The organism is Sulfitobacter sp. SK011 (assembly GCF_003352065.1).
In the GTDB taxonomy this organism is placed as follows: Bacteria; Pseudomonadota; Alphaproteobacteria; order Rhodobacterales; family Rhodobacteraceae; genus Sulfitobacter.
Window position 1 is genome coordinate 2,839,038 of record NZ_CP025803.1, and the last position, 22,734, is coordinate 2,861,771.

The window sequence follows — 22,734 nt, forward strand, 5'->3', positions numbered from 1 at the left end:
GCGCTAAAGAACCTCGTCCAACACACCCGCCAGACGCGCCAGGGTGCCATCAATATCATAGAGCTTGTCCAACCCGAACAGACCCAGCCGGAACGTGCTGAACCCCTCAGGCTCCCCAACTTGCAGCGGTACCCCGGCAGCAATCTGCATGCCCTTGGCGGCAAAGGCCTTGCCTGATTTCACGTCCGGGTCATCGGTATAGCTGACCACCACGCCCGGCGCGCCAAAACCCGGCGCGGCAACCGAAACGACACCCCGATCTGCCAGCATATGCCGCACAGCATCACCCAAGCGCCATTGCGCCTCTTTCAGCCGTTCAAACCCGTATTCTTTGGTTTCCAGCATCGTATCGCGAAACCCCCGCAGCGCGTCTGTGGGCAGGGTCGCATGATAGGCGTGGCCCCCATCTTCATAGGCTTTCATGATGCTGCGCCACTTGGCCAGATCAATTGCAAAGCTGTCCGATTGGGTTTCTGCCAGCCGTGCCTCGGCACGGGCCGACATCATCACCAGACCTGCAGAGGGAGACGCGCTCCATCCCTTTTGGGGGGCCGAGATCAGCACATCAACACCGAGCGCCTTCATATCAACCCACGCACAGCCCGACGCGATGCAGTCAAGCACCATCAGCGCCCCAACCTTGTGGGCAGCGGCGGACATCGCCGCGATGTAGTCATCCGGCAAGATCATGCCCGCACTGGTTTCCACATGCGGGGCAAAAACCACCTGCGGTTTTTGGTCTTGAATGGCGGCCACCACATCATCAATCGGTGCTGGCGCAAACGGTGCAACCGCTGCATTGCCCTGAGGCCGCGCTTTTAGCACGGTCGCGCTGGCGGTCAGGCCACCGCTTTCGATGATCTGGCTCCATCGATATGAAAACCAACCGTTGCGCACAACCAACACGTCCTTGTCACGGGCAAATTGGCGCGCCACTGCTTCCATCCCGTAGGTCCCCCCACCGGGGACCAGTGCCACCGCATCGGCATGATAGACCTCGCGCAACAGCTCAGAAATATCGCGCATGACCTGCTGAAATGCCGCAGACATATGGTTGAGGGATCGGTCGGTGAACACCACCGAAAATTCATCAAGCCCCTCGGGATCGATAGAACTGAGTATCGCAGCCATGGTATTCTCCTTGTTGGACCGCCCACAATTAGCGCCTTTGTGACTGCCCCGAAAGGGTCAAGAAACCGCGCACCCTCCCGCGCGCCTTATTCCCGCCACAATTTGCCACAATATTGACGTAGTTACGGGCACAGATCCGTTTAGGGCAGGACAGACGGGCGCAGATCCGTCGACTTATTGAGATGGCAGACACAACGCTTTTGCTGAATGGTTTCAGCATTATAGGCAATCCACAGTCGAACACCAACGCGAGCAATGGTGGCAACCTTTTCATCCACGGCGGCACTGCTGTGTTTGAAGCGGACGATATCATCGTGTTTACCGTGACCAATGTGACTGCCAACGGCACCCTGACCGACAATTCAGTGGTCACCGGTGTGATCGTCTATGACAACGCAACCGACTACTATTATGACATCCCCAAATTCAACTATTCCGGTACCGCCGACATCGACATCGACCGCAATTCAATGGGTGACCGGTATCTGGAATTTGACGCAAGCGGGCTGACCTCGACCGATCCGGGTGCGCCCGTTCTGAACGATCTCGCGGTTGTTGCAGGTGTCAATATTCTGGCCACGCTTGCGTCAACCAACGGCCCGCTGCGCATCACGACGACCGAGGATATCGACCTTAACGCCGACGGCATTATCAGCCCAGGGGAACAGGGGGACGGATCATTCTCAAGCGATCTCAACACCTTGGCAGTGATTTGTTTTGCCAAGGGCACCCTGATCGAAACCCCTGATGGCCCCCGTTATATCGAAACGCTCAAATTGGGCGACCTGGTCAACACGCTGGACAACGGCCCACAAAAGATACGCTGGATCGGCTCTCAGACCATGTCAGGATATGGCACCACGGCACCTGTCCACATCGCAGCAGGAGCACTTGGCAACATCAGGCCGCTTGTGGTGTCCCAGAACCATAGAATGCTGATCAACGGGGCGCGCGCCGAATTGTTTTTTGGGCAAGCCGAGGTCCTGGTTGCAGCCAAGCACCTTGTTGATGGCGATAGCTGCAGGATCATGCCCTGTGCCAGCGTCAGCTATTATCATTTTCTGTTTGACGATCATCAGATCGTCTTCGCAGAAGGCTGCCCCACGGAAAGTCTTTATCCCGGCTCCCAGACACTTGATGTTGTCGCACCGGACGAGCGCGATGAAATCGTCGCCCTCTTTCCCGAACTGACTGAGTCCAAAAGTGCGCTTCCGTTGACCCGCCCCGCTTTACGCCAATACGAAGCACTTGCCCTGCGCCAAATCGCTTAAGGTCGCGACCTAAAGCGGCCCCGGCAATCGCTCTTCGCTCAATAGGACATTCGCCTCAACCTCCCCTGCCCCCGGTAAGGTCATGATCCGCCGCCGCAGCACCCGCTCAAAATCTGGCAGATCACGCGCCACGACCCGCAAGCGGTAATCATAAAGCCCCAGCACATGTTCCACGGTTTGCACCTCAGGGATGGCCACAACGGCACGTTCGAAATCATCCAAACTGACCCGGCCCTTGGTTGCCAGTTTCACACCCAAAAACACCGTCACGCCAAACCCCAAACTTTCCGCATTGAGGTGCAGACGCCGTCCGGCGATCACACCCGCCTCTTCCAACCGTCTGATTCTGCGCCATGTGGCAGGCTGCGACAGCCCGAACCGCCGCCCCAGCGCACTCGCACTTTGGCTTGCGTCCTTTACCAGTGCGCGGATCAACCCGCGATCAATCTCGTCAATATGTGTCACAGCGGCAGCCCCTGATCCGATTTGATCCGCGCCACCTGCATCAGCGCCTCGATGTCCGCGATATGCGGCAGGGTCAGGATCCGACCGCGATAAATCTGCTGATAGTGCGCCATATCGCGCGCAATGATGGAAAGCCGCACGTCCACACGGCCCAAAAAGGTCTGTAATTCAATCACTTCAGGCACTTTGCGCGCCTCAGCCATGAAGGCATCAAATGCGTTGCCTTGAGTCTTATCCAGCGTGATCCGCAAGCTGACCTCAACCGCATAGCCCAGCGCCACCCAGTCAACCACCGCGCCCACGCCGCGCAAAATGCCATCCTCTTGCAGCCTGGCAATCCGCCGTGCCGCCTTGCCCGGCGTCATGCCGCAGCGGTCAGCCAATTCACCCGGACTGAGGCTTGGTTCTGCCTGCCAATAGCGCAACAAGCGACGATCCGCATCATCAAGCATGATTTTTCCGTTTAATAGACATATGGCGCATTATCATCTTCATCTAGCCAAATAAACTCATAAAACAGCAATGGCCAATCGCGCCCGCATGGCTATGTTCGCCCTCAGAGACGAAACCAACCAAAAGGACCGCCTATTATGCGCGTTTACTATGACCGTGACTGTGACGTTAATCTGATCAAAGACAAAAAAGTCGCCATCCTCGGCTATGGCTCTCAGGGCCACGCCCACGCGCTGAACCTGCGCGACAGCGGTGCCAAGAACCTTGTTGTTGCGCTGCGCGACGGGTCTGGGTCCAAGGCAAAAGCCGAAGGCGAAGGCCTTAAGGTAATGGAAATTGCCGAAGCTGCCGCCTGGGCCGATGTGATCATGTTCACCATGCCCGACGAATTGCAGGCCGAAACGTACAAAAAATACGTGCATGACAATATCCGCGAAGGTGCAGCGATCGCGTTCGCCCACGGCCTGAACGTTCATTTTGGCCTGATCGAACCCAAAGCCGGCGTTGATGTGATCATGATGGCCCCCAAAGGCCCCGGACACACCGTGCGCGGCGAATACACCAAAGGCGGCGGCGTGCCGTGCCTTGTCGCCGTCGACAAAGACGCCTCTGGCAAAGCGCTGGAAATCGGTCTGTCCTATTGCTCTGCCATCGGCGGTGGTCGTTCCGGGATCATTGAGACAAACTTCCGTGAAGAATGCGAAACCGATCTCTTTGGTGAACAGGCCGTGCTGTGCGGTGGCCTGGTTGAACTGATCCGCATGGGATTTGAGACATTGGTCGAAGCAGGCTATGCGCCTGAGATGGCTTATTTCGAATGCCTGCACGAAGTGAAACTGATCGTCGACCTGATCTATGAAGGCGGCATCGCCAACATGAACTATTCGATCTCCAACACGGCCGAATACGGCGAATACGTCTCTGGCCCGCGCATCCTGCCGTATGATGAGACAAAGGCAAAGATGAAGGCGGTTCTGACCGACATCCAGAACGGAAAGTTCGTGCGCAACTTCATGTTGGAAAATGCTGTTGGTCAACCGTCGTTCAAGGCAACCCGCCGTATCAACGACGAACACCAGATCGAACAGGTTGGTGCCAAGCTGCGCGAGATGATGCCGTGGATCTCCGCAGGCAAGATGGTCGACAAGGCCAAGAACTAAGGCAACCACAGTTCGACCTCTAACGAACAAAATACGATTGACCCTGGCCCGCAAGCCGGGGTCATTTATGTGCAGGCACATATCCAGACAAAAAGCGGGATGACATGACCGAAACCGACGCCCCGCAGATCACCAGAACAAGCTGGTTCATGGTCGCCCTTTTGGCCTTCATCTGGGGCGGCACATTTTTGGTGACCGAAGTCGCCCTGACCGGCATCACACCGTTCTGGCTTGCCGCCTCACGCATCGGTTTTGCCGCTGTGGTGATGGGGTTGATCTGGGCGCTGCGGGGGTTCCCGCTTTTCAAGACCACGCCGTCGACAGGCCATATCGTGGCCATGCTTTTCATCGGCATGGCCTCCTCCGCAATCCCATTTTCGCTGCTGGCCTGGGGTCAGCAATATGTCACTTCGGGATTTGCCGGTGTCTCAATGGCCTCGGTTGCCCTCATCGTGCTGCCATTGGCGCATTTCATGGTCCCCGGCGAACGCATCACTCTGCGCAAAGCACTTGGGTTTCTTGTGGGCTTTTGCGGTGTCGTGATCCTGATCGGTGGTCAGGCATTTGAAAGCACCGGCACGGCTCTGGAATTTCCCGGTCGGATGGCCTGTATCGGGGCGGCAGGTTGTTACGCGCTCAGTTCAATCCTGATGCGCCGGTTACCGCAGGTTGACGCCATCGGGCTTGCCACGGTTCTGTTGATCATCGGCGGCAGCCTCGCAATCCCCATGGCCCTGATCGTTGAAGGGCCGCCACCGGCTCCCTCGCCCAAGATTCTGCTGGTACTGGCGTTCCTCGGCCTTGTCCCAACAGCCGCTGCCAATTTTCTAAGGGTGCTGGTTGTGCGCAGCGCGGGTCCGGTGTTCATGTCATTGGTCAACTATCAGGTGCCCGTCTGGTCCGTGGTGCTGGGCGCGCTGATCTTGTCCGAACCGCTGCCCCCTTCGCTGATTTATGCGATGGCATTGATCCTCGCTGGCTTGGGTCTGAGCCAATATGGCGCGCTGAAACGTCTGTTTTCCGGGCGCGGCTGACCCAGTTCACCCTTTCAAAAATACCGATGCGCGACGCCTGAGAGCACGCAAGAACCAACAACAGAAACGCCAAATCAAATATGTCGTGCGCATCCCAAGGGTGCGCGCATTCGGATCAGCCCGAGACCGCCTGTTCAACGGCCGCAACGACACTGTCCACCGCCCCCTCCATCAGTTTGGCATCTTCATGTTCGGCCATCACCCGTATCAAAGGCTCCGTGCCTGATGCCCGGATCAACAACCGGCCCTTGCCCGACAGATCGGCTTCGGCCTGGGCGATGGCGGACTGCACGTGCGGATTGTCCAAGGGGGCCTGATCCGCCCCGAAAGCCACGTTTTTCAAAAGCTGCGGCACCGGCTCAAACTGGTTCAGCAACACCGAAGACGGCTCGCCCGACCGCACCATTTCGGCCAGAAACTGCAACCCGGCCATCAATCCGTCGCCGGTGGTGGAGTAATCGGTCATGACAATATGACCGGATTGTTCCCCACCAAGGTTGAAACCGCCTTGCCGCATCCGTTCCACCACATGGCGGTCCCCGACACTGGTACGCTCCAACCGCAATCCCTGACCCTGCAGGAAATAATCAAGCCCCAGATTGCTCATCACTGTGGCCACCAGTGCGCGGCCCTTGAGCCTGTCTTCCGACGCCCAGCGTGCTGCCATCAGCGCCATGAACTGATCGCCATCGCCGACTTTGCCGTTTTCATCCAGCAATATGACCCGGTCCGCGTCCCCATCCAGACAAATGCCCACATGCGCGCCATGTGCCACAACCGTTTCCGCCGCAGATTGCGGATGGGTTGATCCGCACCCTTCGTTGATGTTGTGGCCCGTTGGGCTGACGCCGACGGGGATGACCTCTGCGCCCAGCTCCCACAGCGTGTCGGGGGCAACCTTATAGGCTGCTCCATTGGCGCAATCGACCACGACTTTCAGGCCATCCAGCCGCATCTGGCGCGGGAACGATGATTTCACCCGTTCGATATAACGATATCGGCCATCATCAATCCGTTTGGCACGGCCAATCTCAACGGCCGGGGTGGGCTCCACCCCGTTCGCCACCAGGGCCTCAATGTCAGCCTCGGCCTGATCGGATAATTTGTACCCATCAGGTCCGAAAAACTTGATCCCATTATCCTGCGCCGGGTTGTGGCTGGCTGAAATCATGACCCCAAGGTCCGCGCGCATGGAGCGTGTCAGCAAGCCAACCGCCGGTGTGGGCACCGGGCCCAGCAACAACACGTTCATGCCGGTGCTCGTCAGCCCGGCGGTCAGCGCATTTTCGAACATATATCCCGACAACCGGGTATCCTTGCCAATCACCACCCGGTGCACGCCGGTGTTGTCGCGCCTGAAATACCGCCCCACAGCCGCACCGATGCGCAAGGCCATTTCTGCGGTCATAGGATGGATGTTGGCTGTGCCGCGCACACCATCGGTTCCGAACAATTTTGTCATGTCTCAAGTCCTAGCATGGCAGCGCGCCACAACGCGACGGCCTGTATCGTTTCAGGCACATCATGCACACGTAGCATCTGAATACCATGCGTCAGCGCCGCCAATGCCACACCAATTGATCCCGGTGCGCGATCTGTCGCCTCAGGTGCATTGCCGATGGTGCCTATGAACCGCTTGCGCGATGCCCCAAGCAAGATCGGCACACCCAATCCGTGAAAGAGGCTGAGCCGGGCCAGCAAGGTCAGATTGTGCTGCCGGGTTTTGCCAAAACCAATGCCGGGGTCCGCGATGATCCGGGCGCGCGGAATGCCTGCGGCCTCCAACAACTGGATCTGGCGTTCGAGAAAATCATAAACATCAAGCAGCACGTCGTCATACCGGGGGTCTTGTTGCATTGTCGCGGGATCACCCAGCGCATGCATGACACAGACAGGCAGGTTTTGCCCGGCACAATAAGGTGCCAACCCCGGATCATAGGTAAATCCAGAGACATCATTGACCAGATTGGCCCCTGCCGCGACAGCCGCCTGCGCCACCGCCGCCTTGCGGGTATCGATTGAGATTGCATGGGCAACACCCGCCGCACGCAGGCCTTGGATTACCGGAACAACGCGCTGAATTTCCGCCTCAACTGCAAGTGTGGCGGCACCCGGCCTGGTGGATTCGCCGCCCACATCCAGCAGGTCCACGCCCGCATTCAGCATCGCGGTGCCAGTGGCCACCGCATCAGCCGCCGCCGCGTTGACGCCACCGTCTGAAAAACTGTCTGGTGTGGCATTCAGAATGCCCATCACCCGCGGCCGGTCCATGCCAAGACCCGCAATGTCCGCACGCGCGCTTGTCAGCCTCGTCATGACATCTGCCGGCAGGACATCTGCAGGCAAAACCTGCGCCGTCTCTCCCCGGCCAAGAACCTCGACATGGGTGAACCATCCCCAGCCGCCAGCAATCTGCAGGGCCGCGTCGGGCCGGGCCGGTCCGACCTGCACAAGCGGTCTGAAATACCTTTCCCGTGCGCTCACAATCGGTCCTGGTCTGCCGATGCCGCCCGCAAGGGGACCGATGCACCATCTGGCAATTCCGCACCCACAACCAACATTTCCTGCGCATCAAATGTCGCCGCGAACCACGCCGCCAATGCAACAGCATCGCGCGGTTGGGCTGATGGCGTATCCACCGCGTCCAACACCATTTTAGAGGGTGCCCAGACGCAGGTCTGGCCGTTCTTCATCGCCCAGTCCAGTTCTGTCCGGGTTTCAACCACCACACACCGGTCATCCTTTGCCGCCAGCACCCAGGCGTTTTGTTCAATCGCGAGCAGATCAATACGCCGCTGCGCCATGCGGTGCGGTACCTGCGGCGCTGGCGCGTCAGAGGAGGCCCCGACACATATGATCAACGGACGGCCCAGCGCCTCCAGCTGATCAATCCAGCCCCCAAGGTGCGGCGACGCAATGGCCGCATTGCTGAGATACACCAGTTCGGGATGCGGTACATCGCCCTGGCTGAGGTCTGGCGGCGGTGCGCCGTCACGCGCGCGCACGATCTCGACACCCAATGCACCGGGGCCACGGTCGAGCTTTTCAATGCGCACAAACACCCGCATCGCTTGCGGTTCCAGCAAGATACGTTCGGCCACCCGTTCCGCCAATGTCTCAAGCAGGTTCAACCGTTCATCTGCCAGCTCAAATGCGATCGCCTCGGTCACGCGGTCATATGACAGGATGCGGTCCACATCATCGTCGATTGGTCCTGTCAGCGGCTGAACTTCCACCACGACATTAAAGCATATGCGCTGGGTGACACCGCGCTCTGCCTGAAACGCGCCAATTTCAACCTCGACGATATGATCGCGCAGTGAAATCCGGTCCAGCGGGTCGTCACCTGCCATGGCTTCTGCGCGCTCTGAGGGGTGCCCAAAGGCAAGGCGGACTTCGTTCGACATGGAATTGGCTTTCGCAGTACTGAATTCACGACCAACCTAGCCGATAGAGAGTAATTAACAGGTCGGGGAGCGTCAGGCCAGACCGCGAAAGCGGCGACAGGGCCGCGTGTCAGTTAGACGCGGACCGCCATGTGTGGCGGTAAAACAGGTGCTGCCCGATGCGCGCGGTCTTGGTATAGACCCGCGCCCAGCTTGGGCGCACGGCCGTGGTGTGATAATGCGTCGCCCCGTCCGTCAATTTCGGCGCATTCCCATCAAGGATCAGACGGGCCACCTTGCCCACCCGTGTGAATGCCATTGGCTCAGCTATGACTTCTTTGTTGCCGTCACAGGTATAGGTGAACTGACAGCCGTACTTCTTGCCCGTGCCCTGATGTATCACACCACAAAGCGATCCGGGAAAACGGGCACTTTTGACCCGGTTCATGATCACTTCGGCAACGGCAAACTGACCTTTGACCGTCTCACCGCGCGCCTCGAAATAAAGCGCCTCTGACAGACAACGCCATTCAGCACTGCCTTTGGCCTTGGGTTGTGCGTCGATCCAGCTGCGCGAGTATTGCACCGATCCGGGCGCAACTGTCGGAGGGGTGATCATCGCCTTGAGCCGTTTGCTGCCAGTATACTTCAGGCCCTGTGTTTCTGTCCGAGCCAGCCCTTCGGCGGTGTCCGGATTGGCAATCGCACCAACTGGTGCTGCCGAAACAACTGCAATCAGCAGCAAGAAATATGTGACCCTAAGCAAACGCATGGAGCGCCTCAATCGTTGGAAATACTTCGGGCCGACTAACCAAGATGGCGCTTTACGTAAACCCCGGGGTCATTATGTTACGCGAAAAGCCGCGCACCGACTCAATCTGTAGCGTTTTGGTGCTGCTGGACCTACCCGATCTTGTGTAAAATCGCCAACTGCGCCGCTGCCAGACGTGCAACCGGTACGCGAAACGGCGAGCAGGACACGTAGTCAAAGCCCGCCGCGCGGCAAAATGCAATCGATTCGGGGTTGCCGCCATGCTCACCGCAGATCGACAAAGTGATGCCCGGTTGGGCGGCGCGCCCCCGTTCGGCCCCCAGTTGCAGCAGCTCGCCAACACCGTCCACATCGAGCACATGAAACGGGTCTTCGGGGAACACACCCTGCTGGACATAGTCCGACATGAACCGCCCCGCATCATCGCGCGACAGCCCATAGGTCATTTGGGTCAGGTCGTTTGTCCCAAAGCTCAGGAAGGAACAATGCGGCGCGATCTCTCCGGCCCGAAGCGCGGCGCGTGGCGTTTCAACCATCACCCCCAGGCGATAGGTAAAGTCCGCCTCGCCTTCGTTGCGCACAGCCGCAGCAATGGCATCAACAGCCGTTTTCACCAACTCCACCTCGCGCCGTGCAGACACCAGCGGGATCATGATCTCGGGCACAACAGGGTCGCCATCACGGCTGGCGTCGATTGTCGCTTCAAAGATCGCGCGCGCCTGCATCTCATAAATCTCGGGAACGGTCACGCCCAGACGCACCCCGCGCAGACCCAGCATGGGGTTGTATTCGGTCAGCGCGTCAATGCGCCGGGTCACGTCAGAGAGCGGCAGATCAAGCGCTTCTGCCAGTTCCCGTTGTCCCGCTTTGTCAGCTGGCAGAAATTCGTGCAGCGGTGGGTCAAACAGGCGGATGCACACCGGCTGACCCTGCATGATGCGGAACAGCTGGGTAAAGTCATCGCGCTGCATGGGCAGCAGACGTTCCAGAACGGCACGCCGGTCTTCCCCGCTTTCGGCAAAGATCATCTCGCGCATCACGGTCAGACGTCCGGGTTCAAAAAACATATGCTCTGTGCGGCACAGGCCAATGCCATGCGCATCGAAATTGCGCGCAGTCTGCGCATCGGCTGGCGTGTCAGCATTGGCGCGGATGCCAATATCCGCCGCCTCCTCGGCCCAATCCATCAGCCGCTGGAATGTCTCGTCAAGGGCCGCTTCCTGCATCTTGGCGGCACCAGCCAAAATCTCACCGGCGGATCCATCCACTGTGATCTCATCGCCCGCCGCAAAAACCCGGCCATCCGGCGCGGTGATGGTCTTTTTCACCAGATTGAACGTCATGTTCGACGCGCCCACCACACATGGCAGACCAATACCGCGCCCGATCACGGCGGCATGGCTGGTGATGCCACCGCGTTCAGTCAGGACCGCATGGGCAGCATGCATGCCGCGAATATCCTCAGGGCTGGTTTCGCGACGGACCAGAATGCACGGCTCACTCCGGGACGCAGCCGCCTGCGCTTCGGTTGCGGAAAAGACGATCTTGCCTGTGGCCGCACCGGGGCTGGCGGCAATGCCGTGCCCGATCACATCGCGTTTGGCTGATGGATCAACCTGACGGTGCAAAAGCTCAGTCAAGGTCCGGGGCTGCACCCGCATCAAGGCTTCCTCGCGGCTGATGATCCCCTCATCCGCCAGCGCCACGGCAATACGAACGGCAGCACGCGATGACCGCGGCACCCGCATCCCGTCAAGGATGTGCACCTTGCCCTCGTCGATCACAAATTCGACCTGCATTTCGGCACGCAGCCGCGCGCGCATCAGGGCGGCGTGCGTTTTGAGGGTCTCGAACGCCTCCGGCACTGCCTCCTCCAATGATGCACCACGCGGATCACGGGTCAGATACATCGCGCCGGCATCGCCGTGCAGCGCATCGCGTCCCTGAGACTGGCACATGTACCGCCCGGTGATCTGCGGCAGCCCGGTGTCGCTGTCCACCAGCTGCAACACCCCTGATCCACACTGACCGCTGCCAATGCCAAACACCATTTCCTGTACCACCAGGCCCAGCCCGGCATCTGCCGGCGCACCTTTGGCCTGGCGCAACAGGCGGGCCGAAGTCCCTTCCCAGGCCCGCGCCATGGACCGCAACACGGCGGTCAGCTGCGTTGCAGTGTCCTGCGGAAACGCTTCTTCGGTTTCGGCCTCATAGGCGCGCAGCGATTCCGCAAGCGCCTCGCGCCCTTCGCCCTCAATCTCATCAAACATATCGGGATCCAGGCGCGCCACATTGACTGCGTAGGATTGCACAAATCGGGTATAGAGCGACGCCGCCGGCCCTTCACCCATTGTCTCGCATAATTCGGCAAATCGCGCGTCATTGATCCCGATGTTCAGAACCGCTCCCGGCCCGCCCCAATCCGGGTCCTCGCTTGAGGGCCGCACACACATCAGCGCGCCTTTGGGGAACTGCGCCACCACGGCCTGCACATCCGGCAAATGGCCCGCGCCGATTTTGTGCACCGCCTTGAACGACAGCGCCACGGTCCGCGGCACCGGCAGATCAAGCCGCACCAACCGCTGCAAACATTTCGCGCGCCCGCCATGGGTTTCATTGGCGATCGGCGCGGTTTGGGTCACGAGAGTGGTATCAGGATTATTTTCCACGGATTTTCTGCGCTGCGGCACCTTTGAGTTTCACGCGCAGCATAGGCAGTTCAATGCGTCTGGCAAGCCTGTGTTATTGCCGCAGGTGTCAGCCCTCCACCTTGGTCAGATCCGCCACGCTGGTACAGATGGTGCGGATACGGCTGAGCAGGTTAAGACGGTTGCGCCGGATCGTGCCATTGTCGCTGTTGACCTGCACCGCGTCAAAGAACGCGTCAATGGGACCACGCAGCGATGCCATGGCGGACATGGCGGTGGTGAAATCCTGTTGTGCCATCGCGGGTGTGATCACCGCTTCGGCGGCGTCGAGCGCATTGAACAAGGCACGTTCTTCGTCGGTTTCAGCAAACTTCACATCCGCGCCGTAGGAATATTCGACGCGGTCCGCTTCTTCCGCTTGGGTCAGGATGTTGTTGGCGCGTTTGAAGCCTTGGATCAGGTTTTCACCATCATCGGTTTTGAGAGTATCGCTGAGGGCTTTGGCACGTTTGACCAGCAGGGTCAGGTCGTCGTTGCCGGGCATCGCGATGCACGCGTCGATGATGTCGTGGCGGACGCCTTGGTCCTTGAGGTAGACTTTTAAGCGGTCGTGGAGGAAGGAGAGGAGGTCCTCCAGTCGATGCATAATACCTTTAAAGGTATGATTAACTTCAAACTTTAGTATCTCTTTTACCGTGTTTTCTGTTGCTGTGCTAAGGTCGGTCTCTTCCGCTTTCAAAACCTCAAATATGTTTTCAATTGAGCTCGCGCGTTCGACGATTTCCAATTCGCTCAGTGAGCCTAAGGCTTCTTTTACGCTCCCAAAAATGCTTACGGCATTAGACAATTCAATACTAAATTCTTCCACTGCGTATTGACTGAATTGGCCTGCGTAAATGCCCGCTGACGTTTGTAGAACGTCTTCGATAATATTGAGCTGAACATCATTCTCAACCATTACCCGTATAACCCCCAACGCAGCCCGCCTCAAAGCAAACGGGTCCTTGCTCCCCGTGGGCTTCTCATCAATCGCCCAGAACCCGGTCAGCTTGTCGATCTTTTCGGCCAGTGCCACAGCAACCGATACAGGTGCCGTTGGCACATCATCAGACGGCCCCAGCGGTGCGTAGTGGTCGCGGGCGGCATCGGCCACGGCGTCAGATTTGCCTGCTGCACGGGCGTAATAGCTGCCCATCAGCCCCTGCAATTCGGGGAATTCATAGACCATCTCGGACGACAGATCAGCCTTGGCCAGCCGCGCGGCTTGTTCCGCTTCATCCGGATCAGCCCCCACCATCGGGGCCAGTTCGCGGGCCAAAACGGCCATGCGTTCAATCAACTCGGCCTGCGTGCCCAGTTTGTTGTGGAAGGTCACATTCTCAAGTGCCTTGACCCACGTCGCCATGCCCGCTTCGGACTTGGCCACGCGCAGGTCATTCTCCCAGAAAAACTTTGCATCTGACAGACGCGCACCCAGCACTTTTTCGTTGCCCGCCAAAATCGTGGCCCCGTGATCGACGGTGGTGCGGTTGGCGACCGTGATGAATTTCTCGATCCGCCCGGTCTTGGCATTGCGCACCGAAAAGAATTTCTGATGTTCGCGCATCGAGGTCTGCAAAACCTCTGGTGGCAGGTCCAGAAAATCCGCGCCAATCGGCCCCATCAGAACCACGGGCCATTCGACCAGCCCGGCAACCTCGGCCAGCAGGCCCGCATCCTCGACCACTTCCAGCCCGCCTGCAAATGCCATATTGGTGGCCTCGTGCCAGATCGTCTCGGCCCGCTCCTCAGGGTTCAGGACCACAAAGGCGCGTTTGAGTTTGGTCTCGTAATCCTCAAAGCCGCTGACCTTGATCGCATCCGGGGCCAGAAAACGGTGGCCATAGGTCACGTCGCCCGCCGTGATCCCGTCAAGCTCGAACGGCACAACCTCTGCGCCGTCCTCTTTTGATATCACGCAGACAATCGAATGAAGCGGCCGCACCCATTTGAGCATGCCCGATCCCCAGCGCATGGATTTCGGCCATGGGAAATTGCGGATCGTCTGTTCCAGAACCTCGGCAACAATCTCTGCTGCCGGGCGGCCCGGCTTTTCGATCTTGGCAAACAGGATCGCCCCTTTTGGGGTCTCGCGTTCCTCAAGCTGGTCACGGGTCAGGCCCGCACCGCGCAGGAACCCTTCAATGGCCTTTTCGGGCGCGTCGGCTTTGGGGCCTTTGCGTTCTTCAACCTGTCGCGGGCTCGCATCCAGCATCCCTTCAACCGCAAGCGTCAATCGGCGCGGGGTTGAGAAGGCGGCGGCAGAGGCATAGGTCAGCCCGGCGTCAACCAGACCGTTTGTGATCAGCTTTTGCAGGTCCTCGGCGGCACGACGTTGCATGCGCGCGGGAATTTCCTCGGAAAACAGTTCGATCAACAGGTCTGGCACGGGGACACCCTTTTATTGCCGCGATGCGGCGCGTCGTTGCGACCCCGTAGTTAGCGGGACGCGCGGCGCGGGTCCAGACCCTTACCTGTCTATGAGGGTCGCAATGTCAGGATCAGAGAATTTCGGCACAACGCGGTACGCAGCCTCAATGAAATTATAAAGCGAAAAGGCCAGCAGCCCGAGCCCGGCACCCCCCAGCAGCAACCGGCCAAACGTCATTGCGCGCAGGTCCTGTAGGGCCTTGCCCAGCCCACCGGCCTGTGTCGGATCCGCGTTCAGCGCCGCAAAGGCCAGCGACAGAGCAATCAACGCCATCATCAGGCCATAGATCACGAGGCCTGCGGTCAAAATCGGGTCCACGCGTTCGGTCAGCCGGGTCCGTTCCAGATGCGACTTATAGGTGCCGCGCCAGCCTTTTTGGGCATAATAAATACCGGCCCCCAACAAGATCAGCGCCCCGGCAGCCACCAGGTAACGCCCCATCGGCATCGACATCAGAACTTGGGTCCAATCCTGCGCCGAGCGATCCCCAGACCCCTGCCCGCCAACGGCAAGACCGATGATCGCAACGCCGATCAGAGCGTGCAACAGCCCGGTGATGATCTGTAGCCCACGGGCCGTCAGACCCTTGGGCGAGGTGCCGTGATCCTCCACATCGGCGATGCCCGCAGCAATCCGCCAGATCAGATAGGCGATCATCCCAAGGCCGATAGCCCAGAGCGCCGGAATTCCGAATGGCAGCGCGCGCAGGTCAACCAGCGCGTCCTTGGTGCCTGATGCAGAAGCAGAGGTGAAAGCCGCCAAGAGTGCCAGAGTGCCGACAAGCAGATAAATCGCGCCCCGCGCGCTGTATCCGGCACGCATGATCCATTTCAGGCCACTGTGCGTGGTATTTGCCATTTCAGCCCCCTGTCCAATGCAACCTAGCGATTGAAGCGGTGCATTGGTTCCAAATGTGCAGGCACTAATTTGAATTTTGTGCCGGAAGATCAGGGCATTCTTCGCCTATGACAGTGCCGTCATAGGATTTTTCGCCACATTCGTTAAGCTCGTGCCACACAAAACCGCGCCCGTTGTCGGTGACGGCGACAAGGCGATCGACGCCATATGCAATGTTTTTCTGTCCGATAAAGGCCAGCGCGGTGCCATCTTCAAGCGCGGTGCCAATTGCTTCGGCATCAAAGCAGTCAAACCATCCCGGCGCGTTGCGCGGCGTGGCCTTGTCGGCAAGCACATATGATTCTGTCAGCAAGGACAGGCTGTACTCGGTGGTAAAGCAGGCACGATAGCGAATGGGCGAACTGTCAGCGTCAATCGCGGTCAGACCGTCGAACGGGATCGGCTCAGGCAGGTTTGAAACAACTGATACCAACTGGACATCGCCGCCTTCGACCTCCTTGTAGAACCCGTAGACCTGCAAATAATAAAGTGCTGTGCCCGCGATAAGCCCTGAAAACATGATGACCAGTCCTACAATCTTGCCGTTCATGGCGTCACAACCAGATCCACACCCATCAGGCCGCATCCTCTGACCAGCCACCTGCGCGGGTCTGCACAAAGGCATCCGCACACATCTTGGACAGGTTGCGCACCCGCCCGATATAGGCCTGTCGTTCCGTCACAGAAATCACGCCGCGCGCGTCGAGCAGGTTAAAGATGTGGCTGGCTTTGATACATTGGTCATAGGCCGGATGCGCCATGATGATACGTCTGCCGGTTTTGGGATCGGTCGGCGGCTCTTCCAGAATGGCCTTGCAATGCGCCTCGGCCTCTTCGAACTGGCGCAAGAGCACTTCGGTGTTGGCCACATCAAAGTTCCAGCGCGCGTATTCTTCTTCGGTCTGCTTGAACACATCCCTGTAGGTCAGCGGAATGGTCGCATCCGGGTCATTGAATGGCATGTCCATCACATGATCGACCCCCAGCACATACATCGCCAGACGTTCCAGCCCATAGGTCAATTCGCCCGATACCGGATGGCAATCATGGCCACCGACCTGCTGGAAATAGGTGAACTGGCTGACTTCCATGCCGTCACACCAGACTTCCCAGCCCAGACCCCATGCACCCAGGGTCGGGCTTTCCCAGTCATCCTCAACAAAGCGGATGTCATGCAGGTCCATATTGATCCCGATCGCCTCAAGCGAGCCAAGATAGAGCTCTTGCAGGTTCGGCGGGCTGGGTTTGATCAGCACCTGATATTGATAGTAATGCTGCAACCGGTTGGGGTTCTCACCATAGCGCCCATCCGTGGGGCGGCGCGAGGGCTGCACATAGGCGGCCGACCAGGGTTGCGTGCCCAGACTGCGCAACGTGGTTGCAGGATGGAACGTGCCCGCGCCCACTTCCATGTCGTAGGGTTGGAGAATCGCACATCCGTTCCGCGCCCAATAGCTTTGCAGCGCAAGGATGATCGCTTGGAAAGAACGGGGTTTTTCGGTGTTCTGTGACATCAACTTAGACCTTTGATCCTGCGCGCCTTTCCTACGGGCGTGGCGCGCAAGGGTCAATTGCAGCATTGTGACTATTTCGGCCCCAAAATCGATGGCAATCAGGTCGGTTTCCTGCTTATGTGCGCCGGATTTTAGTTTGCAGAAGTAGATGTCACGATGATGCGTAGCCTTTTTGCCGTTCTGGCGATGTTGTTCACAGTTTCCCTGATCACAGCCGGTGCGGCCCAGGCGCAATCGGCAGACGACGTCGTCTGGGTGCAGATTGAAGCACAACCAAGCCTTGCTGCGGCCACAGACCGGGCGCGCGCCTATACGACCTTGCTTGAGGATGTGAATGGCTTTTCCTTGGGCGGCGGATGGTACGGCATCGCCGTTGGACCCTATCGCCGGGCCGATGCGGAACTGGTCCTGCAAAGCTATGTGCGCGACGGACTGGTGCCCCGTGACAGCTTTATTCAACTGTCCAGCCGCCTGCGTCAGCAATTCTGGCCCGTGGGCGCGAATGTACTGAACCAGGGGGTGATTGCGGTTCCTGACACTGTGGACACCACCGAGCCGGCCCCGGAAGCGCCCGCCGAAGCCCCCTTGGCTGAGGCCCCCACCGAAGAGGCCCCACAGATCACCGAAGTTCCTGAGGTTCCCGCCCTGCCCGAACCTGCGGATGAAAGCCCGCAGGAGGCCCGATTGAGCGAACGTTTGTTGACAGCAGATGAGCGCAAAGAATTGCAGATTGCGCTGCAATGGGCCGGGTTTTACGCGGCGGCCATTGATGGGTCTTACGGACGCGGAACGCGCAATTCGATGGCGGCCTGGCAAGAGGCCAATGGCTTTGAAGTAACGGGCATTCTGACAACGCTGCAACGCGCAGCACTGCTCAAACAATATAACGCAGTGCTGGATGGCCTGGGCCTGCAAGTCGTGCGCGACGAAAAGGCGGGGATCGAGATGGTGATGCCCACCGCCGAAGTCAGCTTTGCCGAATACGAGCCCCCCTTTGCGCATTACAACAGCTCGGGCGACATTGGCGCGCGGCTTTTGCTGATCTCTCAGGCGGGGGATCAGGACACGTTGTTTGGCCTTTATGACATCATGCAGACGTTGGAAATTGTGCCGCTTGATGGGCCGCGCGAACGCAAGAACACATCGTTCGAACTGATCGGGGAAAACGGTCGCATCATCAGCCAGACTCAGGTGTCATTGATCGATGGACAGATCAAAGGGTTCACATTGATCTGGCCCGCAGGTGACGAGGAACGCCGCCGCCGCGTGATTGCTGAAATGTCAAAAAGCCTTGTACGTCTGCCCGGTGTCCTCGATCCGGCCGCCGGCAGTGCCGAAGAACAGGCAATTGATCTGGTGGCAGGTTTGCAAATCCGCCAACCCAAAATCTCGCGTTCAGGCTTTTTCATTGATGGCGCAGGATCGGTTGCAACCGCGTCCGAGGCCGTCCAGTCCTGCGGTCGTTTGACCATTGATGACGATACGGAAGCCGATGTTGTGGCCGATGACGCGGCCAATGGCGTGGCCATCCTGAAACCGCGCAGCGCGCTGGCCCCCTTGGCAGTGGCGGCGTTTGGCACCGTGACCCCGCGTCTGCAATCAGAAGTATCTGTTGCCGGGTATTCCTATGAAGGTGTGTTGAATGCGGCGACACTGACCTTTGGCAAACTGTCCGATGTGCGTGGGTTGCAGGGTGAAGAAAACCTGAGCCGTCTGGAACTGACAGCACAACCCGGAGACGCTGGTGGGCCGGTTTTCGACATCAGCGGCAACGTTGTCGGCATGCTGTTGCCAAAGCCGTCCGATGGACCGCAATTGCCCAAGGACGTCAGCTTTGCTTTGGATCAGACTGTGATTGCCGAAATGGCAGGCACAGCCGGCCTGAACGTCACGGCCACGGACAACACGAACAGGATTGCGCCGCGTGACCTGACGATAGCGGCACAAGGCATGACCGTTTTGGTCAGCTGCTGGGAATAAGCAACCGCGACGTTACCGGGTCTGCAAACGAAACGTCGCTTACCCGGTGATGTCCGGTGTCAGGTAAATGAGCGTCGGACCATCGGCATCAAATGCCGCCCTGACAAAATCCTGCATGTCTGCAAGAGTCTGTGGTGCCACCGCTTGAGCACCAAATGCCTCGGCCAGTTTCACAAAATCCGGGTTGCGGGCGATCACCGCATTGGGCGCGATTTGCGCGCCGACCATGCTGGCCTCAATCGCACCCAACTTGCCGTTGTCCCACAGGATGATGGGGATGCTCAGGCCCAGTTCGACCGCCACGCCCAATTCCTGCATCGTATAGTGAAACCCATAGTCGCCCATGATTGCCATAGTAGGCTTGCCGGGCCGTCCGATGGCCCCGCCAATGGCGGCAGGCAGGGCATACCCCAGCGTGCCAAAGCCGTAGGGATGATGCCAGTGGCGGGGACTGTCCATATCCCAGACCTCCTTGGCGGCATAGGCGAATTGGGTCATGTCGGAATAGATCATCGTCCCTTCAGGCAGGCAGTCGCGCAAGGTTTCAGCGATGGTGGGGATCGAGGCGTATTCCGCCTCGACCTCGGCATGCCATTTGCTGCGCGCGGCGGCAACCTCAGCAGCGGTCCAGTCGTGGCTCATATCCTCTGGCATGGCTTCCAGCAAACCCTCCAAAAAGCCATTGGCCCTTGCGGCTACCTGAACGTCGGCGCGCTGCTGATCTCGAAGGACTGTCGGATCGATGTCCACCCGGATCATCGGACAATTGTGCCCAAGATGCGCGCGCCACAAGTCCACCTCGGCCAGCTCGGTGCCAACAGCAATGATGAGATCGGCCTTTTCCAAGATGGAAACACTGTCGGGACGGGCAAGGTAGGATCCAAAGTTCAGCGGCTCATTTGCGGGCAGAATACCGCGCCCCGCATAGGTCGTGAATGCCGCAGCACCGGTACGTTTCATCAGCATGCGGGCTGGCGCGGCGGCACCGACAGCCCCCCCACCAAAGATAAGGAGCGGCCTGCGCGCTTGCGAAAGCATGCCAACCCAATCACTTGCGTTTCCTACCGCTGTGTCAGCAACAGGCACGCCGGTGGGTGCGGGAAACGGTGACGGCGGTGGCGGTGCCGATGCCTCCAACTGGGCGATGGGCACCTGAATGTGTTTTGACCGCGGTCGGTTGACGTCAAATTCACCTAAAGCACGGTCAATCAACGAATACGCAGCCTCAGCTGAATGGGCCGTCTCAGACCAGTCACAAACCGTGCCGGCCGCGATTTCCTGATCTTTCATCTGATGCAATTGCCCGCGCCGCGCGGCCGTTTCATCCAGACAGCTTGAGATCACAAGCATCGGGACGCTGTCCGAATAGGCTTGCCCCATCGGCGTCATGATGTTGCACACCCCCGGACCAGTGATCACATAGGCCACGCCCGGACGCCCCGTCGCGCGGGCATAGCCATCTGCCATGAAGCCCGCCCCCTGCTCGTGGCGCGCCAACACATGGGTGATCCCGGCTTCTTCGATGCCACGGTACATTTCCTGATTGTGTACGCCCGGAATGCCAAAGATCACATCGACGCCGCGATCCTTGAGCATGTGAGAGATTTGCGCGCCCAAGGGCCGTGTTTGATCAGCCATCAGGCCCTCCAGAATTTTGCAGTGAAAATGACGTAAACCGCCATCAGCTCCAGCCGTCCGATCAGCATCGCAGCGGTCAGTATCCACTTGGCCGTGTCATTAAGGCTGCCGAAATTGCCCGACGGGCCAATGATATCGCCCAAACCCGGCCCGATATTGGCAAGTGCCGCCGCCGCACCAGAAACGGAGGTGATAAAATCCAATCCTGTCATGCTGAGCGCGACCGATACCAGCCCCAAGGTCACAACAAAGAACATGAAAAACGACATTACAGACGACAGGACATCCTGCCCAATTGGCCGCCCGTCATATCGCGGCGTAAAGATGCCATGGGGCGACCGAATGCGCCGCAGTTGCGCACGGATCGACGCAAACAGCAGCTGATAGCGGAAAATCTTGATCGAACAGGCAGTTGACCCCGCGCAGCCTCCGATCAACCCGATGAAAAAGAACAGCGCGACCGGAAAATTACCCCAGGTCATATAATCAACCGACGCATAGCCCGTGCCCGATATGATCGAGGTGATGTTAAATAGCGCCTCACGCAGTGATTGTTCCCAGTGGTGCGGAAAGACCCGTTGAAGGGCGACGAACACCACCGCAACCAGGATTCCTACTGTCATCAGAAAGCCACGTATCTGCGGGTCGCGGTGCAAGGCATAGGCGTTGCCGTTGAGCAATTGCACATAGCGCACAAATGGCAGTGCCGCGAGGATCATGAAGACCGACGCCACATATTCCGCATTGCCCGAAAAAGTACCGAACGAGGCATCATAGTTGGAAAACCCACCGGTCGACACGGTGGTCAGTGCGTGAACCGTTGCATCAAATGTGTTCATCCCCAGCGCGAGATAGCTCAGCACGCAGGCCAATGTCAGCCAAACATAAATGACCGCAATCTGGGTGGCGATCTCGCCTGCGCGGGGCAGGATTTTTCCAAAGGTATCAAAGGCTTCGGATTTGAAAATCTGCATCCCGCCGACCCGAAGTTCAGGCAGAAACACCATCGCCACAACAATGATACCAATGCCACCCAGCCATTGCAGGATGCCCCGCCACAACAGCAAACCTTTGGGCAAATCGTCCAACCCCGACAAAACCGTCGATCCGGTTGTGGTCAGTCCCGACATCGCCTCAAAGACCGCGTCGGTAAATCCCGCCTCGGTCGCCCCCAGCATGAAAGGAATTGCGCCAAACAGCGGCAACATCAGCCAAACACCAGAGGTCAGCAAGAAAGTCTGCTGGATCGTAAGCCCCTGTTTCACACCGTTGGATGACGCCAGTGCAATCATGCTGCCGCCAAGTATCGTGATCAATCCGGATTCAAGAAACACGGACCAATGCCCACGCCCCTCAGCAAGGTCGACCAAGAGCGGTACAATCATGGTCACGCCCATCACGGCGACAAGAAGACCAACGACATATCCAACGGGGCGCATATCCAACATGGACGAAGGGTTGGCGCGGGCACCTGTCAGTGTCAAGCAGTCAGGGTGCCAATTGCCACGCAAAACCACACACATGAAAACGGCCCGGGCAGCATATGTGCTGGGCGGGCCGTTGCTTCGTCACCAATTGAATTGGTGTGGTCGGATCAGGCGTAATAGAGGTCCTTGAAAACCTCGTGGACAATGTTGTCGCGCTTGATGTTGAGCTCTGCAAGCTCTGCGTCCGATTTAGCCTGAAGCGCATGAATTTGGTCCAGCCGCTGTTGGCCAGTTGAATTGACCATCATCGCGTGGCCGATTGCGCCAAAGAAGGATCCAACCCGCTCAAGGGCGTGCTGTGCGCGGTGGGCGACAGAGATCGGGGCAGTTGTGATTTGGTAGGTCATTTTAGTACCTTAGATTCCTATGTTCTCTTCCCTGACCCGTAGATAGGCAATGCTGCAGCGCAGCAGAACCCACAGTTTTGC

General features: G+C 58.6%; 19 protein-coding genes. 4 read left to right on the forward strand and 15 right to left on the reverse strand.

The genetic code is table 11. From position 1 onward, the window contains the following. Window positions 1–3: 3 nt before the first annotated feature. Window positions 4–1,131, reverse strand: coding sequence for an aminotransferase class V-fold PLP-dependent enzyme (locus tag C1J02_RS14005; protein ID WP_114879128.1), 1,128 nt, complete (start codon window positions 1,129–1,131; stop codon window positions 4–6). A gap of 182 nt (window positions 1,132–1,313) precedes the next feature. Between C1J02_RS14005 and C1J02_RS14010 the strand changes: the two genes are divergently transcribed. Then, entirely contained in the window at window positions 1,314–2,402 is a 1,089-nt protein-coding gene (locus C1J02_RS14010; protein WP_114879129.1) for a Hint domain-containing protein, read from the forward strand. Window positions 2,403–2,411: 9 nt separating this feature from the next. On the opposite strand, the gene C1J02_RS14015 is transcribed toward C1J02_RS14010, so the two are convergent. Then, on the reverse strand, window positions 2,412–2,867 hold the full coding sequence (locus C1J02_RS14015; RefSeq protein WP_114879130.1) for an Lrp/AsnC family transcriptional regulator: 456 nt from the start codon (window positions 2,865–2,867) through the stop codon (window positions 2,412–2,414). Then, complete coding sequence (locus C1J02_RS14020; RefSeq protein ID WP_114879131.1) at window positions 2,864–3,319, reverse strand: Lrp/AsnC family transcriptional regulator; 456 nt, start codon at window positions 3,317–3,319, stop codon at window positions 2,864–2,866. The genes C1J02_RS14015 and C1J02_RS14020 overlap by 4 nt, the downstream gene beginning before the upstream one ends. 138 nt (window positions 3,320–3,457) lie before the next feature. Between C1J02_RS14020 and ilvC the strand changes: the two genes are divergently transcribed. Both ilvC and C1J02_RS14030 read left to right on the forward strand, forming a co-directional pair. Then, on the forward strand, window positions 3,458–4,480 hold the full coding sequence (ilvC, locus tag C1J02_RS14025; protein WP_114879132.1) for a ketol-acid reductoisomerase: 1,023 nt from the start codon (window positions 3,458–3,460) through the stop codon (window positions 4,478–4,480). 104 nt (window positions 4,481–4,584) lie between these two features. Next, entirely contained in the window at window positions 4,585–5,514 is a 930-nt protein-coding gene (locus tag C1J02_RS14030) for a DMT family transporter (RefSeq protein ID WP_254693103.1), read from the forward strand. A 115-nt stretch (window positions 5,515–5,629) separates the two neighbouring features. Here the strand turns inward: C1J02_RS14030 and glmM are convergent, their stop codons facing one another. The 9 genes from glmM to C1J02_RS14075 all read right to left on the reverse strand — a co-directional run bounded on the left by glmM (window position 5,630) and on the right by C1J02_RS14075 (window position 17,201). Beyond that, window positions 5,630–6,976, reverse strand: a complete 1,347-nt coding sequence (glmM, locus tag C1J02_RS14035) for a phosphoglucosamine mutase (protein ID WP_114879133.1) — start codon at window positions 6,974–6,976, stop codon at window positions 5,630–5,632. Further along, entirely contained in the window at window positions 6,973–7,998 is a 1,026-nt protein-coding gene (folP, locus tag C1J02_RS14040) for a dihydropteroate synthase (RefSeq protein ID WP_114879134.1), read from the reverse strand. The genes glmM and folP overlap by 4 nt, the downstream gene beginning before the upstream one ends. Then, window positions 7,995–8,921: a dihydroneopterin aldolase gene (locus C1J02_RS14045; RefSeq protein WP_114879135.1), complete on the reverse strand. Its 927-nt coding sequence runs from the start codon at window positions 8,919–8,921 to the stop codon at window positions 7,995–7,997. Before C1J02_RS14045 ends, folP begins: the two co-directional genes overlap by 4 nt. Window positions 8,922–9,030: 109 nt before the next feature. After that, entirely contained in the window at window positions 9,031–9,672 is a 642-nt protein-coding gene (locus C1J02_RS14050) for a cell wall hydrolase (RefSeq protein ID WP_114879136.1), read from the reverse strand. Window positions 9,673–9,803: 131 nt separating this feature from the next. Continuing rightward, complete coding sequence (locus tag C1J02_RS14055; protein ID WP_114880601.1) at window positions 9,804–12,341, reverse strand: putative PEP-binding protein; 2,538 nt, start codon at window positions 12,339–12,341, stop codon at window positions 9,804–9,806. Window positions 12,342–12,429: 88 nt separating this feature from the next. Further along, window positions 12,430–14,748, reverse strand: a complete 2,319-nt coding sequence (gene glyS, locus C1J02_RS14060) for a glycine--tRNA ligase subunit beta (RefSeq protein ID WP_114879137.1) — start codon at window positions 14,746–14,748, stop codon at window positions 12,430–12,432. An 81-nt stretch (window positions 14,749–14,829) separates the two neighbouring features. After that, window positions 14,830–15,648 (reverse strand): DUF1206 domain-containing protein, encoded by an 819-nt coding sequence (locus C1J02_RS14065; RefSeq protein WP_254693104.1) that lies wholly within the window; start codon window positions 15,646–15,648, stop codon window positions 14,830–14,832. 64 nt (window positions 15,649–15,712) lie between these two features. Beyond that, window positions 15,713–16,237, reverse strand: coding sequence for a DUF6446 family protein (locus C1J02_RS14070; protein WP_114880606.1), 525 nt, complete (start codon window positions 16,235–16,237; stop codon window positions 15,713–15,715). Between the two features lie 25 nt (window positions 16,238–16,262). Further along, entirely contained in the window at window positions 16,263–17,201 is a 939-nt protein-coding gene (locus C1J02_RS14075) for a glycine--tRNA ligase subunit alpha (RefSeq protein ID WP_114880605.1), read from the reverse strand. Window positions 17,202–17,357: 156 nt separating this feature from the next. Here C1J02_RS14075 and C1J02_RS14080 point away from each other — a divergent pair, with 156 nt between their 5' ends. Beyond that, window positions 17,358–19,181: a serine protease gene (locus C1J02_RS14080; protein ID WP_114879138.1), complete on the forward strand. Its 1,824-nt coding sequence runs from the start codon at window positions 17,358–17,360 to the stop codon at window positions 19,179–19,181. A 39-nt stretch (window positions 19,182–19,220) separates the two neighbouring features. On the opposite strand, the gene C1J02_RS14085 is transcribed toward C1J02_RS14080, so the two are convergent. The 3 genes from C1J02_RS14085 to C1J02_RS14095 form a co-directional block, all read right to left on the reverse strand. Next, window positions 19,221–20,819, reverse strand: a complete 1,599-nt coding sequence (locus tag C1J02_RS14085; protein WP_114879139.1) for a 5-guanidino-2-oxopentanoate decarboxylase — start codon at window positions 20,817–20,819, stop codon at window positions 19,221–19,223. Further along, window positions 20,819–22,267: a TrkH family potassium uptake protein gene (locus C1J02_RS14090; protein WP_205389921.1), complete on the reverse strand. Its 1,449-nt coding sequence runs from the start codon at window positions 22,265–22,267 to the stop codon at window positions 20,819–20,821. The genes C1J02_RS14085 and C1J02_RS14090 overlap by 1 nt, the downstream gene beginning before the upstream one ends. A gap of 146 nt (window positions 22,268–22,413) precedes the next feature. After that, complete coding sequence (locus tag C1J02_RS14095) at window positions 22,414–22,653, reverse strand: hypothetical protein (RefSeq protein WP_254693105.1); 240 nt, start codon at window positions 22,651–22,653, stop codon at window positions 22,414–22,416. Window positions 22,654–22,734 lie beyond the last annotated feature (81 nt).

Coding starts and splice junctions, on each gene's coding strand:
- C1J02_RS14005 (WP_114879128.1), bottom strand. CDS start 1,131: ATGGCTGCGATACTCAGTTCTATCGATCCCGAGGGGCTTGATGAATTT.
- C1J02_RS14010 (WP_114879129.1), top strand. CDS start 1,314: ATGGCAGACACAACGCTTTTGCTGAATGGTTTCAGCATTATAGGCAAT.
- C1J02_RS14020 (WP_114879131.1), bottom strand. CDS start 3,319: ATGCTTGATGATGCGGATCGTCGCTTGTTGCGCTATTGGCAGGCAGAA.
- ilvC (WP_114879132.1), top strand. CDS start 3,458: ATGCGCGTTTACTATGACCGTGACTGTGACGTTAATCTGATCAAAGAC.
- C1J02_RS14030 (WP_254693103.1), top strand. CDS start 4,585: ATGACCGAAACCGACGCCCCGCAGATCACCAGAACAAGCTGGTTCATG.
- glmM (WP_114879133.1), bottom strand. CDS start 6,976: ATGACAAAATTGTTCGGAACCGATGGTGTGCGCGGCACAGCCAACATC.
- C1J02_RS14045 (WP_114879135.1), bottom strand. CDS start 8,921: ATGTCGAACGAAGTCCGCCTTGCCTTTGGGCACCCCTCAGAGCGCGCA.
- C1J02_RS14050 (WP_114879136.1), bottom strand. CDS start 9,672: ATGCGTTTGCTTAGGGTCACATATTTCTTGCTGCTGATTGCAGTTGTT.
- C1J02_RS14065 (WP_254693104.1), bottom strand. CDS start 15,648: ATGGCAAATACCACGCACAGTGGCCTGAAATGGATCATGCGTGCCGGA.
- C1J02_RS14070 (WP_114880606.1), bottom strand. CDS start 16,237: ATGAACGGCAAGATTGTAGGACTGGTCATCATGTTTTCAGGGCTTATC.
- C1J02_RS14075 (WP_114880605.1), bottom strand. CDS start 17,201: ATGTCACAGAACACCGAAAAACCCCGTTCTTTCCAAGCGATCATCCTT.
- C1J02_RS14080 (WP_114879138.1), top strand. CDS start 17,358: ATGATGCGTAGCCTTTTTGCCGTTCTGGCGATGTTGTTCACAGTTTCC.
- C1J02_RS14085 (WP_114879139.1), bottom strand. CDS start 20,819: ATGGCTGATCAAACACGGCCCTTGGGCGCGCAAATCTCTCACATGCTC.
- C1J02_RS14090 (WP_205389921.1), bottom strand. CDS start 22,267: ATGTTGGATATGCGCCCCGTTGGATATGTCGTTGGTCTTCTTGTCGCC.
- C1J02_RS14095 (WP_254693105.1), bottom strand. CDS start 22,653: ATGACCTACCAAATCACAACTGCCCCGATCTCTGTCGCCCACCGCGCA.